The sequence below is a fragment of the Gluconacetobacter tumulicola genome, assembly GCF_014174215.1.
Taxonomy (GTDB): Bacteria; Pseudomonadota; Alphaproteobacteria; order Acetobacterales; family Acetobacteraceae; genus Gluconacetobacter; species Gluconacetobacter tumulicola.
In genome coordinates this window covers 60,761-74,136 of sequence record NZ_JABEQL010000015.1, presented here as the reverse complement: position 1 = coordinate 74,136, position 13,376 = coordinate 60,761, and the positions used below count along the sequence as shown (strand labels likewise).

The 13,376-nt window shown below is 54.2% G+C and carries 9 protein-coding genes; 3 read left to right on the top strand and 6 right to left on the bottom strand.

The features are described from left to right. Positions 1–106: 106 nt before the first annotated feature. From HLH29_RS12095 to HLH29_RS12085, 3 genes are all read right to left on the bottom strand, one after another. A complete protein-coding gene (locus tag HLH29_RS12095) occupies positions 107–2,248 on the bottom strand; it encodes a hypothetical protein (protein ID WP_182967135.1) in 2,142 nt (713 codons plus the stop codon). 236 nt (positions 2,249–2,484) lie between these two features. Next, a complete protein-coding gene (locus tag HLH29_RS12090) occupies positions 2,485–2,862 on the bottom strand; it encodes a hypothetical protein (protein ID WP_182967133.1) in 378 nt (125 codons plus the stop codon). A 65-nt stretch (positions 2,863–2,927) separates the two neighbouring features. Beyond that, positions 2,928–3,512, bottom strand: coding sequence for a hypothetical protein (locus tag HLH29_RS12085; protein WP_182967131.1), 585 nt, complete (start codon positions 3,510–3,512; stop codon positions 2,928–2,930). Between the two features lie 173 nt (positions 3,513–3,685). Here HLH29_RS12085 and HLH29_RS12080 point away from each other — a divergent pair, with 173 nt between their 5' ends. Then, positions 3,686–4,246 (top strand): recombinase family protein, encoded by a 561-nt coding sequence (locus tag HLH29_RS12080; protein WP_182967130.1) that lies wholly within the window; start codon positions 3,686–3,688, stop codon positions 4,244–4,246. A gap of 98 nt (positions 4,247–4,344) precedes the next feature. Here the strand turns inward: HLH29_RS12080 and HLH29_RS12075 are convergent, their stop codons facing one another. The 3 genes from HLH29_RS12075 to HLH29_RS12065 form a co-directional block, all read right to left on the bottom strand. Next, positions 4,345–5,478: a site-specific integrase gene (locus HLH29_RS12075; RefSeq protein WP_182967128.1), complete on the bottom strand. Its 1,134-nt coding sequence runs from the start codon at positions 5,476–5,478 to the stop codon at positions 4,345–4,347. Between the two features lie 390 nt (positions 5,479–5,868). Beyond that, positions 5,869–6,804 carry a FecR/PupR family sigma factor regulator gene (locus HLH29_RS12070; RefSeq protein WP_182967126.1) on the bottom strand — a complete coding sequence of 312 codons (936 nt, stop codon included), beginning with the start codon at positions 6,802–6,804 and terminating at the stop codon, positions 5,869–5,871. A gap of 72 nt (positions 6,805–6,876) precedes the next feature. After that, positions 6,877–7,503: a sigma-70 family RNA polymerase sigma factor gene (locus HLH29_RS12065; RefSeq protein WP_182967124.1), complete on the bottom strand. Its 627-nt coding sequence runs from the start codon at positions 7,501–7,503 to the stop codon at positions 6,877–6,879. Between the two features lie 290 nt (positions 7,504–7,793). On the opposite strand from HLH29_RS12065, the gene HLH29_RS12060 reads away from it, so the two are divergent. Continuing rightward, positions 7,794–10,655, top strand: coding sequence for a TonB-dependent receptor (locus HLH29_RS12060; protein ID WP_182967197.1), 2,862 nt, complete (start codon positions 7,794–7,796; stop codon positions 10,653–10,655). A gap of 243 nt (positions 10,656–10,898) precedes the next feature. Then, positions 10,899–13,325 carry an alkaline phosphatase family protein gene (locus HLH29_RS12055; RefSeq protein ID WP_220791501.1) on the top strand — a complete coding sequence of 809 codons (2,427 nt, stop codon included), beginning with the start codon at positions 10,899–10,901 and terminating at the stop codon, positions 13,323–13,325. Positions 13,326–13,376: the final 51 nt, after the last annotated feature.

Below are 13,376 nucleotides of genomic sequence, written 5' to 3'. Positions count from 1 at the left end.
CATGATTTTCGATGTCATGCGTGACCGTAGTTATCCACAAAGCCACGATGGCTACCGTATGTGAGGCGTCCGCCATCATGGCTTTATGGATAACTACTGGCTATGGCTACAGAAGCCAGTGGATATCAGGGTCGTTTTTGACACGATTTAAAGCCTGGGCCATTTCTACCAATGTCATGTTTTTGCAGTCATGTCCCAGGTATTCGGTTAAATCGTTCACCATTGCTTTCAGTGTTGCGCGTTGTCCGTGTGATATCCTGCCGTTCAGTCCGCCATAGATTATCTTTCCCATTTTTATGATGGCATCATTTTCCAAGGCTATGGAATCCATGACAGCCACCTCTGGCTCTGACTTCGACTTATTGAGAATTATTTGCATCTCTGATTCACTGCGGATAATGACCTTTCTTCGATTGGGCCGGCGGAATCTCGGTTTTTTCTCCTGCGGCGGAGATTGTGTCTGTATCGGCTCCTGGATGACTTCTGTCGGGGTGTCCTGGGACGGTGTTTCGGGGATGATTATCGGGTCATCGACCTGTTCTGGCACCTGCTCGCGCGCGCGTTCCTTCTTGTCTAATATATTTACTCTTTTTCTTTCATTTTCGTTTCTTTCTTCGTTTTCAGTCAATTTTGAGTTTTTGGTTCTGATGTTCCAGACTGTGAGAGACGCGAGTTCCTTATCTCTGAAAGCTCGCAGGTGAACGGTGTTGAAACTCACGTCGAGATTAACGGAGATTCGTCCATATGCTGTTGTGTAGAAGATGTCTTGTCCCTTTTCATTTTTGATAATGACCATATTGTCGATATATCGATGTTCGACTGACACGGCACCAGGGACGGTCCAAGTTCCTTTATCCACACCAAGGTTAGCGATGACCTGTGATTCATCGTGTCTTACTGTCAGGTTACCGACGCCGGGAATCACGGTTATGACCTGTTCGCTATCGTCGTGCTTGGAATCATCATCTTTGTCATCTTCATCATCCTGTTCCGGAACTGGCTCTGGTTTTATGCTAGATAGAGCCTCATCGACCTGTTGCAGCATATCATCGTCGTCGTCAGCATCTACGTTTACATCCTCGACAACGATTCCATCCTGAATGCCCAGTTCCTTGTTTATCCGTTGGTCCAGACTTGCATTATATTCCTCATCTCTGAATCCGCGCATGAGGAACAGCCAATCTTCCAGGCGTTGTTTGCTCTGCATAAGTCGATGTAGGAGAGTCAGTTTTCTAGGGTCTATTCCAGGGACTATCTCCCCGGCATAGCATTTATCCCAACGTCCCTTGATTCCCTTTGCCATTCCGATAAATCCGACACGTTTGCGGAAAGGTTCATCGACTGTCTTGAGGATGTAATCCAACCAACCGTCGAGACTTTCGACTGGTTCCATCTCTGCGAGAGGATTATCAGGAAACTGCCTGCGGATGATTGCATTGAGTGTTTGAGCCTGTCCTGGGAATGTATATAGGACGAGGTGGAGATGAGGCGTTTCGTCCATATGCTGTTCAAGGGCATATGTCCCTAACAGGGGAATACCGCGTCTGACGCATGTTTGTTTGATGTTATTGAACCTGCGGTTAATTTCATCTTCAGCATCCTTCAGGTGAGAACAGCCATGAAACTCGCCTGGGAGAGTGAATGTCATTGCGAATGGAGTTAGGCGAATCTCGACCGTTGCGGATTTAGATAGTGCCTGAGTCATGGCATAGTTTCTGGCATCTTGGCGGCGCTTCTTATCCTTTTTTGCATCATGAGCGGTATACGACCCATCGTAACTAACTGTCTTGGCTCGGTCGTTCTGTTGTGCCTGATACAGCAAAGCTGCTTCTACGGGGTCGTTATCTGGGTCCAGACCGATTGCGCGGCGGATATCGCTTCTGACATGACGAGCTTGTGAATCTCGCGGACTGGACAGTGCATTTCGGAGCATGACCGGCGACCAATACCAATCATGTTTTCTTTCTCTGCGCTCGCGAGCAAAAACGACCCCGGCAACATGATTGATGGTTGCTGACAGGCCGATGGCAAACACATTGGCATGACTGGCATTGTCGATATCGCTACCTGTCAGGGATTTTTCTCGGCGTATTGCGTATTCCAGAACATGAGCCTGATATTCGCCAAGCTCACGCCACATTTTTGAGCGCCAGCGTCCGTTGTCCCTGGTCAGGAACGTTTGGACAATATCGTCATATTTTTGGAGGTATGGGGTTTTATCATCGTCTGGATGTGCTATACTGGTCATATCGCGAGGCGCTCCTTGCCCGTGGGATGAATCAGCCTTGCAGGGCGAGATTCACATATAACCATTATAGCAAGCCTGTTAGCAGTTATCTGCTAACAGGCTTTTCTATTGTTATCGAGGCATATGGAAGTCTTCAGAGATAATGCCCCAATGCGTTCAGGGTAGCCCACCCTGGACGCATTGGACGCATTGGGGGCAATTCACGCTCAAGCCGATTTTGAGAAATCGACTCCGCCTTAATTCTGTTCCTCGCCGTTCAGCTTACCGTCATTGTCACGATAGAATCTATATTGTGTAGAAATCGGATGACCGCTGACTACGGCGCTGACCTTACATTTCCATACATTTTTGAAACCCTCCTCGGATTTGCAATCCAAGCCTTGTATATCGATACTCTTCTTCACCGCATCGACATTAACTGATGGCGCTGGGCCTGCTGCGCGAGAGCCAACGCCCATTGCCATTAAGTCATGCGATGACTGCATGCTGGAAACTACCTCTTTGGCGATGAAATCCTGAACCTCACTTTTCGAGGGGGTGCTTTGGCCGCACCCGGCCAGGATGAAAAGTGATGTTCCGACAGAGAAAGTTTTGATTCTGCTGTAAATTGTCATTGTTCTAGCCATGTTGTTTCAGGGTTTTTTGGATTTTAGGGCGATAGATATCTGACGCGGACAGACTAACCAAACAATAGCCGAATGATGGCCATCGGTATAAAGAATATTATCCGGAATATTTTTAATAGAAATGAAAACAGTGTGAGAAGAAATACGGCGGATAGCCGATAAGATATGGAGAGTCCGAAAACAAACAATACAACAGCGGCGTACATCATATACGCTGGTGGATACTCCACCAGTCCGGTGTGGTATCTATGTTGGATATACTGCCACATTCCTATAGGTGGATATACATAGAAACACATTGCCGGTATAATTACTGTCAGGAAAAACAGCACCAGAACTGAACCCAGGGCAGGTCCGGCATTGCTCTCTTTTGCCGACCAATGCTTGTATAGGCCGCCAGCGATATGGCTGGTGTAATGCACTGTATGTTCTTCATTGACATCAATTTTTTCCCACTCTCGCTTAATCAATATAAACTGCGGTGGAATAGAGCGTGACGCCTTGAAAAGTATTGCGACCAGAGGAATATACGTCAGCCAGAATATGGACATTGAGGCCATGACGCAGTTAATAATAAATACTGCGAATATCAAAAAGTACAGTCTATATCCTAAACGGATTATGTCCTTCTCAGTCATTTGTGCCTCTCATTCTTGAACGCAGGCATCAAGACTGTCTGATGGCACAATCGGAGTCCTACGCCATAAGTCGAGCGTATCTCATAAGCACCTGATTCTGTTACACTTTCCCAGTACGCTCAAAGGCATAGGCCGAATATCAAAAACGTGTATCAGAATCAGGACAGGGACCGATGGCAAAATATGGATATGCACGGGTCAGTACACATAGACAGCAAACCGATACTCAAGTCGCGGATTTGGGACGCGAGGGTGTCACGGAAACGAATATCGTTACCGAGACGATTTCAGGAGCGACCCCATGGAAGAGCCGGCCGAAGCTCCGAAACCTCATCCGAAAACTTCAGGCAGGCGACACCATTACCGTTGTCAAGCTCGACCGTCTTGGACGGAATGCTGTCGATGTTCTGGCGCTCATTGACCGCCTGAAAATTCGTGGCATATCCATCAGAATCCTGAATCTTGGGATTGATACGTCAGGGGCTGGAGGCAAGCTGTTTCTGCTGCTGTTGGCTGGCTTCGCAGAATTTGAACGCAACATTATCCGCGAACGTGTTATGTCCGGCTTGGAAACAGCCCGAGCCAAAGGCAAACGCCTTGGAAGAAAGCCAAGCCTCCCTGATGATGCTATCGCACAGGCACGTCGCCTGAAGGAACAGGGCCTATCTGCCAGACAGGTCGCAGAGCTTCTGCATGTGTCCAAGATGACAGCGTGGCGAGCAATGCAGACCTGAAAACCGTATCATAATCCCTATATCAGAAATGCACTAAAAGCATATCAGATATGCTAATGATGCATGTTTCCCAATCAGGTGTTTTAGGGACAAAAATGTTATGCGGCGATGGAAGAGAGCTTTGCCCTGATATCGTCTTCTCTGGCATTCACATATCGCAATAGCATCTGAGCCGTTTTATGGCCGCTCATTTTTGACAATGCACCAATGGACATGCCTGCATCTGCCATTCTGCTGATGGCTTCATGGCGTAGGTCGTGGATTCTTAAATCATCTAACCCAGCCTTGGCTCTGGCGGCTCTCCATGTGTTATCGAGCATGGTGCTTTTCATGGAAAACAGTCGTTGTCTGGGATTTTTTCCATAGGCGAGGCGCTGAGCGATATCAGCAGCCCTGTCGGACAGGTAGATAGTTCTCGGCGAACCGTTCTTTGTGAGAGCTTTGCGGATTGCGAAGCCCTGGGTTGTGTGTTGTATGTCGGCGACAGTGGTGGTCAGAATCTCAGACTTTCGCATTCCGGTATCCAAGGCAATTCTCATGAATGCGAGAACTTCTTCGCCATGTTCATTGAGTGTCATCAGTGCGGCGGCGAGGCGTTGTTCATCACCTTTCTGGAGCCTGATATCGCGACCAGCATCTGGTGTAGGAAGTGCGATGTCTCGTGTCGGATTTTTGATTGCAGTAAGCCCCCATCCGTTTTTTGTAACCGGGGCGCGTGCTATTTCGAATATGGCTGACAATCTATAGATGTCATTGCGAATTGTGGATGGCGATACGGGAATGGATTTTCCGTTCACGATTTTGCGACGATTCTTCATCCATGAAAAAATTGCCTGGGCTGTAATATCGGTGAGCTTCATGCTGGCAAATTCGGAGCGGTCCCACGCTTTCAATCGTAAGATGGCTTGCTTTTCGCCTCGAAGCTTTGGCGCCTCTTCATATAGATACTTTTTGATTGCCTGTCTCAATGTCCACGACATATCGGGAACGCCATCAAGAAGCCAGATGCCGGTCTCTACCTTCGGCTTAGGCGCGGGCTTGGGCTTTTTGGCGAGGAAATTTTCGCGGCGGAAGATTTTATTGGGATTGGCAATTTCATCTCTGATTGCCATGTCAACCCTTGTGGCCCATTCATTGGCTTGGGTTTTACGGGGGAACGTAGCTGACAATGAGTGGCCGTTTAGGCGAACCGTTGCGGTATATTTTGCACCGCGTTTCTGAACCTGTTTCATGTATATACGCCTTCATCAATCCATGTTAGCTCCGGTCCTGGGGCTTGATGAAGCATTATAACAACAAATTAGAATTTTTTCGGTTATCGGCAGATTACTGAGAAAGTATAGTCTCTCGAAAACCGTTGTGCGTGCAAGCGTACCGTGGGTTCGAATCCCACCCTCTCCGCCATTTCAGTTCGTCTCTGGGCATGCCAATAGGCGCCCCCCTTCGAGGCGGATGTCCTCGTGTGCGGTCTACGAAAGCCGCCGGATCATGTCCCGGTTGATCGCCTTGTGGCCGGTGCTGCCCAGCATGGCTTCGGCTCGATCTCCGGCTGGGGCCAGGCACTCCGCTATGCGGGCGTATCGCCGTTCGACAAACAGCCGGTGGCCACACGCAGCGCCTGGTTACGTCAGGACAATCCGGTCCTTCGTCGCCTGAAGGCCGCATCGGAACAGTTTCTGCACCGCGCGAGCGAAATCGTAGGGTTGAAGCAGGCTGAAGCGGCCAGTCACAAGCTGGTCGGCAAGAACGGGATTGTCGATGGAAATGACGATCGGCGAATATTTCATAAACTGCGACGCAGCAGCGACAAGGGACGTGTTTCGTAGCACGATCTGCCCGCCGCGCCAGGCCCGCCTGGTCAGGGATTCGGCATCCTTCATGCTGTCATGGCGGGCGACCGCCGGCGTGCCTTCGGCAGGCAGCGACAACCGGTAAACGGCTGGTGCGTCCAGGCGCATGACGGAGCCATGGGAGGACACCCGGACGTCTCCGCCATAATTGACCAGTTCAATCCCGTCGCGATGTACCGACAGGTCGAAATCCGCATGACGTGTCTGCACGCTGAAACCGCCGGCGGACAGGCGGCACCCGCTTCCCGTTCCTTCCACCCCGATACGGCCGCTCAACACTTGGAGGGTCCCCCTGGAACTCTGGGGTACATCCATGTCCGACAGAGCGTCGAGGATAAGAACATTCCCCTGCCACGCATAGCGCCGGGGTGCTTCATGGGCATGGCGCACAAAAAAGAGCGGGTCCGGCGGCACGCGCTTCGTGACGAAGAGGGCCCCGCACGCGGCGGCGGCCCCGGCGATCGCCATTCGCCGCGAGACAGGAAACCGCGCATTGACCGGCACGCTCTGCGGCGCGGCGGCATAGTCCAGCGCGCGGTAAAGCGCGGCAGCCCGTATATATGCGCCAAAATTGCGGCTGTCTTCCTTCAGCCAGGCGTCCAAACGCGCGGAATCGGCTGCGGGCAACGGCTCGCCGTCCTGGCGGATAATCCATTCTTCCGCCTGTCTCGCGCGCTGTGTTCCGATCTTCCGCACGGCGGCTGTCACGCGATCTCCGGGAGATGCATCATATGTGTCATTTTCCTGCCCCGCATATAGAAGTCCATCATATATCGGTCGCTATTTCTTTATCTTCTCGGGTTTCCGTACATGATCGAACGTATCATCTCCCGCCATTTCTTCGGACGACACTGACATCGTCGTGATTTCAAGATCATCCGAAATCAGCTTGAGCCCGCGCAGAACGCGGCGCTCGACCGTGCGTCTTGTGATGCCGAGTTTTTTCGCGATCTGATTGTAGGTCATGCAATAGATCTTACGCAGCAGAAAAGCGTCGCGATATTCCTTCGGCAGACTCAGCACGCGTCCCCTGATACGCGCCATCTCCTGTCGCGATGCGGCATGCCTTTCCGGGGTAAGCTGGGTCATGGGCTCGTGCCCGTCATCGAATGCGAGGGCCTGGCCAACATAGCGGACGTTCGCCTTGCGCGCCTCCTCGATGACCAGATTATGGGCGCAGCGAAAGAAAAGCGCCCTCCCGTTCAGGATTTCTCGCTCCGGCCCCGCGCAAAGACGGGCATAACATTCCTGGATGACGTCGTCGGGATCGACCAGCGTGAACCGCCTGAGCCACTGCCTCACCTCACGCTCATGCGGCAACACATGGTCGATGATCCATGCCAGTCGGGACTCATCGAGAGGCTTCGGAGGCCTCTCCCCGCGTTCTGTCCTGCTGGTTTCTTCCACGGCCTTGCGGCATCCCCTGCCAGATCTCGGTGGCTACGTATCACGCCTCGCTTCCGCCCTTAAAGCCAGGCACGGGCTGCTGACGATCGGCCGCCGCCGCGTGCTGTTAAAGGTCGCCCTTATGAAACAAAGCCTTTTCCATGCTTTAGGGGCGAACTCGTCGAGACAGAAATTATCCTCAATATTTCCGTCATATAATTTTCACAATAATTATGGTCATCGGGGGAGGGAAAAACGACATCGCCGCTCGTCTTAGCTGTGCTTTTCACAAACCCTGAGGTTCGAGCGTGATGCGTCGGTTCATTTGTCCTTTTTCCGCAATTCTTTTGGGGACAAGCCTCTATTTTTCAGATGCGGCCAGGGCGGCAACGCATCAGTTCGACATCCCGGCCGAAAACGCGCCGGATGCCCTGTCCAGGTGGCAGAAGCAATGCGGGATCGGCGTTCTGGCAAAGGGCGCCGATGTCGAAAGCCTGAGGTTTCACGCCGTGCGGGGGAGCATGGACGACCAGGCTGCCCTTCGCATGATGATGCAGGGTTCTCCCTTGTTCATAGAACGATTCGACGGAAAATTTGTCGTTATTGTCAGGAAATCTCCAAAGAGAGAGACCATTGTACGAAAGGTCAAGGGAACGGAGGACGTCTTCGCGATCGGCTATCACAACGCTCTCTCGCATAAAAGGGCGTCTGATGTCGTGGTGGACAGTATTGCCTACGACCCCATCCAGACGCTGGGCGGTGCGTCGTCCATCGCGCAATCCCTGGTCCTTTTGCCTGGGGTCACGGCGATTACCGACGGCGACGAGCCGCGTTATGTCAGCCTGCGCGGTATTTCTCCTGACCTCAATCATACCAGCATCGACGGCATCGCCCTGGCAACCGTGGGAGAAAACGGAACCGGGGCGCGACGTGTGAACTTGCAGAACATTCCGAGCGACATGACGGCGCGGACGGATATCTATAAATCGTTCACGGCAGAGCAGGATGCCGGCGCCATCGGCGGCGTCGTGGACCTGATTCCAATGAGTGCCTACGACCATAAGGGATTCTATAAATTCATCGATGCGGACGCGATCTATTCTACCCTGGCGGGCATCGCGGGCAAGGATGGCGCCAAAGGCGGCACGCCGCACTGGGGCCAGGGCGTCAAGGGGATCGTCTCGGACCAGTTCGGCAAGGACAACGAATTCGGTATCGTCCTGTCGGGTCGCTATCAGTATCGGGTTAGAAACTCCAGCAAGACCTTTGGCTATTCGCAATATTATAATACCGCCGGGCAAGCGATCAATTCACCTGCCCTGCCTGGCTGGAATGGCCTCTTGACGCCGAGCAGATTTCAAAGTGCCGACTATTCCGATGCGATCACCAATGTCGGCGGTTCGGGTCGATTCGAGTGGAGGCCCACCAGAAGCAACCTGCAAGCCTCCGTCATGGGATGGGCCTATCGTCGTGGTGAGGGCAATACCGGCTCTTACGACACGATGTACACCAACAGCGTGACTCATCAGACGGGAGCCGGCGGACGCGAGAAGATCGGCAGTGTGTATCTCAGCCAACGCACCGGTGATACGTGGCAGCGCGACAGCTATGGTGTACTCGGCCATCTGGAGTGGCGCAGCAGGCAATCACTGCTGTCGCTGAAGGCAGGCTACACATGGGAGACCTATGCCAATGGCGAACGCTACCTCGAAGCCCGGACCTACCCGACCAATCAGTCCCTGACCTATGGCGGCGGTGGTCCGAATAATAATATGACCTATATCACCGGTTATGATCAGCCCGGCTTCTGGAACAACGCCGTCTTCAAGATCGACTCCGCTGACATTTACGCGGAACGCGCGATTGAGAAACTGCCGACCGCGCGGCTGGATTATTCGTGGAACACCGGAAAGAGCGATCGCGGCTTCGGCGTGGCGGCCGGATTCGAATGGCGTGAAATGTCGATCTCCCGCAATGCCAGCGAGGACATGTTCAATACAGGGCAGGTTCTGGACCCGAAATACTTCCTGCATCCTGACTACACGCTGGTCGGTTTCGCGAAACCCCTGCCGGTCATTAACGTGTCCGGTTTTCCGTTCTCGACTCTGCCCCTCAATGCCGCGCAGACGGCATATTATTCCGGCACGTCGGATTATGCCTATCAGGAAGATCTGTATGATGGCTATGTCTCGCTGCGCTATCGCCTGCCGCGTACGGTGATCATCGCCGGCGTCAGGACGGACGCGGTGAATTATACTGGTTGGACGCCGCAGATCAGCAACAGCATGCTGACGGGAGCGACGACGGTCACGCATGGCGGGTATCTCAATCCGCTACCGTCCGTCGATGTCATCCATCACTTTCCCTACGCGGTCAATCTGCATGCATCCTTCAGCATGACGGTGGGCCGCCCCAACCCAAGCCAGCTGGCCGCCGCCGAATATATCAGCTGCGGGAACACCAGCACGCCGGGCAGCATCACCGACTGCTCGATCTCGATGGGCAATCCCAACCTGCGACCGCGTCGAGCCAAGAATTTCGACATTTCAGTCGATAAATATTTCAACAACAATAACGGATTTGTCAGCCTGGCGTTTTTTGACAAATGGATTAAAGACGATATCTATACTCTTAGTTCATTCCAAACTATCAACAACCAGCTTTATACGGTCAATCGGCCAGAAAATGCCAACGGATCGACGATCATGGGGCTCGAATTCAGTGCGACGGAGCGAAATATCCGTTTCCTGCATCAGGTTTTCGACCTGTCCGCCAATGCGACGTGGATGAACGGCAGCATGCAGTACATGTTCGGGACGCAGATGGCCACCACCCACAGTCTGATCAATCAGCCGACCGTCCTGGCAAATGGCGCGGTGACATGGAAGATTCCCCAGATAGATGGCGGTCTTCGCGTAACGGCTAATTATTCTGGCGGCTATGTCACGAGTTTCGGCGCCACGCCGGGCCTGTATTACGGATTCGGCTCGCTCTTCACGATGAACCTGGCCTTCTGGCACCGGGTTATTCCGCATCTGATGTTCAAATACGAACTGATGAATGTCGCCGACCAGCAGCCATATAATACTTACGGGTATGAAGGCCATGTCAGCTTTATCAACCAGTACCAGTACTACGGTCGGGGCGCCTATTTCCATGTGATCTTCGATTGAAGTCTTTGCGGACGATCGTTCGCTTTCCCGAAACGCATCGCAGGAAGGAATTGCCTCGTCATGTCATACCGCACGCCATCTGCCGAAAAATGCAGGGCGGCAGGGCGTCCGGCCCGTCGGCCTGCCATCAGGGCATCACTATGCGCGTTCTGCATTTCCTCCGCCATCGTGATGGGACATGGCGACGGCAGGGCGAGGACGGCCATTGGTGATGGTCCGAAGCCGGGTGCCATCCCCGGTGGCATGCTCCTGCCCAATGGCTGGAAGATCAGTCCGGCCGGCACGGCCTTTGTCGAATTGTCGGACATGGTCTCGAACCTCTCCCTGTCACCGGATGGAAAGATCCTGGTCGCCAGCCATCCTGGATGGCTGAAGGAAGGCATCGACGTCATCGACACGAAGACACAGGAGAAAATCCAGTCGATCACGCTGCCTGCCGTGGGGCAGGGGCTGCATTGGTCGGCCGACGGCAAGCGGCTCTATGTCGCGGGAGGCAACGCGACGGGGCCGAAGAACAGGAGAAGCCACCAGGCATCGATCTATGTCTTCGATTATCGGGGCGGTCGGCTGGATGCCGACCGGATGATGCATTTTGCCCGGGACGATGATCCGGCCAGGATCTGGTGGTCGGACATGGTCGAAGATGCGTCCAGTCATCGGCTTTACGCCGTGGACCGCACGACCGGGCATGAGCCGGGCAGCGTCTATGCGTTCGACCTGGCGACCCGAAAGCCCGTGGCGCGTGTCGGGGTGGGGATAACCCCCTATCAGATCGTATCCAGCCGCGACGGAAGGCGGCTCTTTGTCTCGAACTGGTCCGACGGCACGGTCAGCGTCATCGATACCCGGACCAACAGCGTGCTCCAGACGCTGCGTGTCGGGGCCAATCCCAATGCGATGGTCATGTCGTCGGATGATCGGCTGTTCGTGGCCTGTTCGAATGACAATTCGGTTTTTGTGATCGATGGGCGGACATTGAAGGTCATGGACAGAATCCTGACCACGCAGACACCCCAGGCGCCGGAAGGGGCCACGCCCGATGCGCTGGCGATCGACGGGGAACGGCGTCTGCTCTATATCGCCAATGCTGGGAACAACGCGATCGCGGTCGTCGATATCGCGCGTCCGGATAATAGTGCTGTCCTGGGCTTCATTCCAACCGGCTGGTACCCGTCCGCGCTGGCCCTGGGCGATAACGGACGCGTCCTCTACATCGCCGACGCGAAAGGTGAACGCGGACGCGGCCCCAATCCCTACGGTTCCTTCAGCCCGTTACGCGACGGCGCGAGGATGGATGAGTTGGAGAAACAGACCAGCACGATGGCGCTGCAACTGAGTACCATCGCCTCGCTGTCCCTGGCCGACCTGAAACGCCGGCTGCCTGCCTGGACGCGGCAGGTCGTGGAGAATACACCCTATCGTGACTCCCTGCTGTCCGAGGCACGCCCTCCGCGCGAACCCAGCATCCTGCCCCAGCGGGTAGGCGCGCCGTCGCCGATCCAGCATGTCATTTATATTATCAAGGAAAATCATAGTTACGATAATCTGTTCGGCGATCTGCGTCAGGCGGACGGGGACCCCAGCCTGACATTGTTCGGCTGGGATGTGACGCCGAACCAGCACGAGCTGGCCAGTACCTACATGATTTTCGACAATCTCTATTGCGACGGCGAGGTCAGCGTCGATGGCCATTCCTGGTCCGATTCAGCCTATGCGACCGACTTCAATGAAAAACAATGGCCACCACTTTATGGCGGCTACAGTGTGGGCGAGTACAATGTCAAGGCGATGGTCCCTTCGGCTGGGCATATCTGGGACCTGGCCAGAAAAAAGGGACTGACATATCGTTCCTACGGCGAATTCGCCACCCGCGTCAGTACGGGACCGACCGTGATGGAGGCGGCTCCGGGGGCGGAAAATCTGAAGGGCCATATCGCGCGCGACTATTTCAACTGGTTCCCAGACCGGGATACCGACCGGGCCCGAATTTTTATCCGCGATCTCCATGCCTATGATAGAAACTATCGCAGTCCGGATCCAGAACGACGTCTGCCCAATTTCGTGATCATGAGCATGCCCGAGGACCACACGATGGGGACGCGGCCGGGTGCCAATACCCCCATTGCCATGGTCGCCAACAGCGACTACGCGATCGGGCAGGTTGTGGATGCGGTCAGTCACAGCCCATACTGGCCACAGACGGCGATCTTCATCATCGAGGACGATCCGGGTGGCGGTCCCGACCATATCGATGCGCGCCGTACGGTGGGTTTGGTCATCAGCCCCTATACGCGGCGTCGTCGCGTCGACAGCACGCTCTATACCACCAGCTCCATGATCCGGTCCATGGAACTGCTGCTGGGCCTGCCGCCGATGAGCCAGTACGATGCCGCGGCCATGCCGATGTATGCGGCCTTCGGTGTCGATAGCGACCCGACCCCCTTTACGGTTATCGCACCGAAAGTCGATGTGAACGCGATCAACAGCGCCCATGCCTATGGCGCGGGACAGAGCCTGCGGATGGATTTTTCCGGTCTCGACAAGGCCCCCATGCATGACCTGAGCGAGGTGATCTGGAAAGATATCAGAGGCATGGATTCCGCCATGCCCCTGCCGGCGCATCGCTTTCGGCCGATCATCGATATCGCCGATATCGACGACGATGATTAGGGGCGAACCCGCATTGCCCGTTGGCCCCGGACGTTTCGCACGAAAGGCACC

Bases quoted from the DNA above. Each gene is read 5' to 3' on its own strand.
- HLH29_RS12085 (WP_182967131.1), bottom strand. From the start codon at position 3,512: ATGACTGAGAAGGACATAATCCGTTTAGGATATAGACTGTACTTTTTG.
- HLH29_RS12090 (WP_182967133.1), bottom strand. From the start codon at position 2,862: ATGACAATTTACAGCAGAATCAAAACTTTCTCTGTCGGAACATCACTT.
- HLH29_RS12060 (WP_182967197.1), top strand. From the start codon at position 7,794: ATGCGTCGGTTCATTTGTCCTTTTTCCGCAATTCTTTTGGGGACAAGC.
- HLH29_RS12055 (WP_220791501.1), top strand. From the start codon at position 10,899: ATGCTCCTGCCCAATGGCTGGAAGATCAGTCCGGCCGGCACGGCCTTT.
- HLH29_RS12095 (WP_182967135.1), bottom strand. From the start codon at position 2,248: ATGACCAGTATAGCACATCCAGACGATGATAAAACCCCATACCTCCAA.
- HLH29_RS12075 (WP_182967128.1), bottom strand. From the start codon at position 5,478: ATGAAACAGGTTCAGAAACGCGGTGCAAAATATACCGCAACGGTTCGC.
- HLH29_RS12080 (WP_182967130.1), top strand. From the start codon at position 3,686: ATGGCAAAATATGGATATGCACGGGTCAGTACACATAGACAGCAAACC.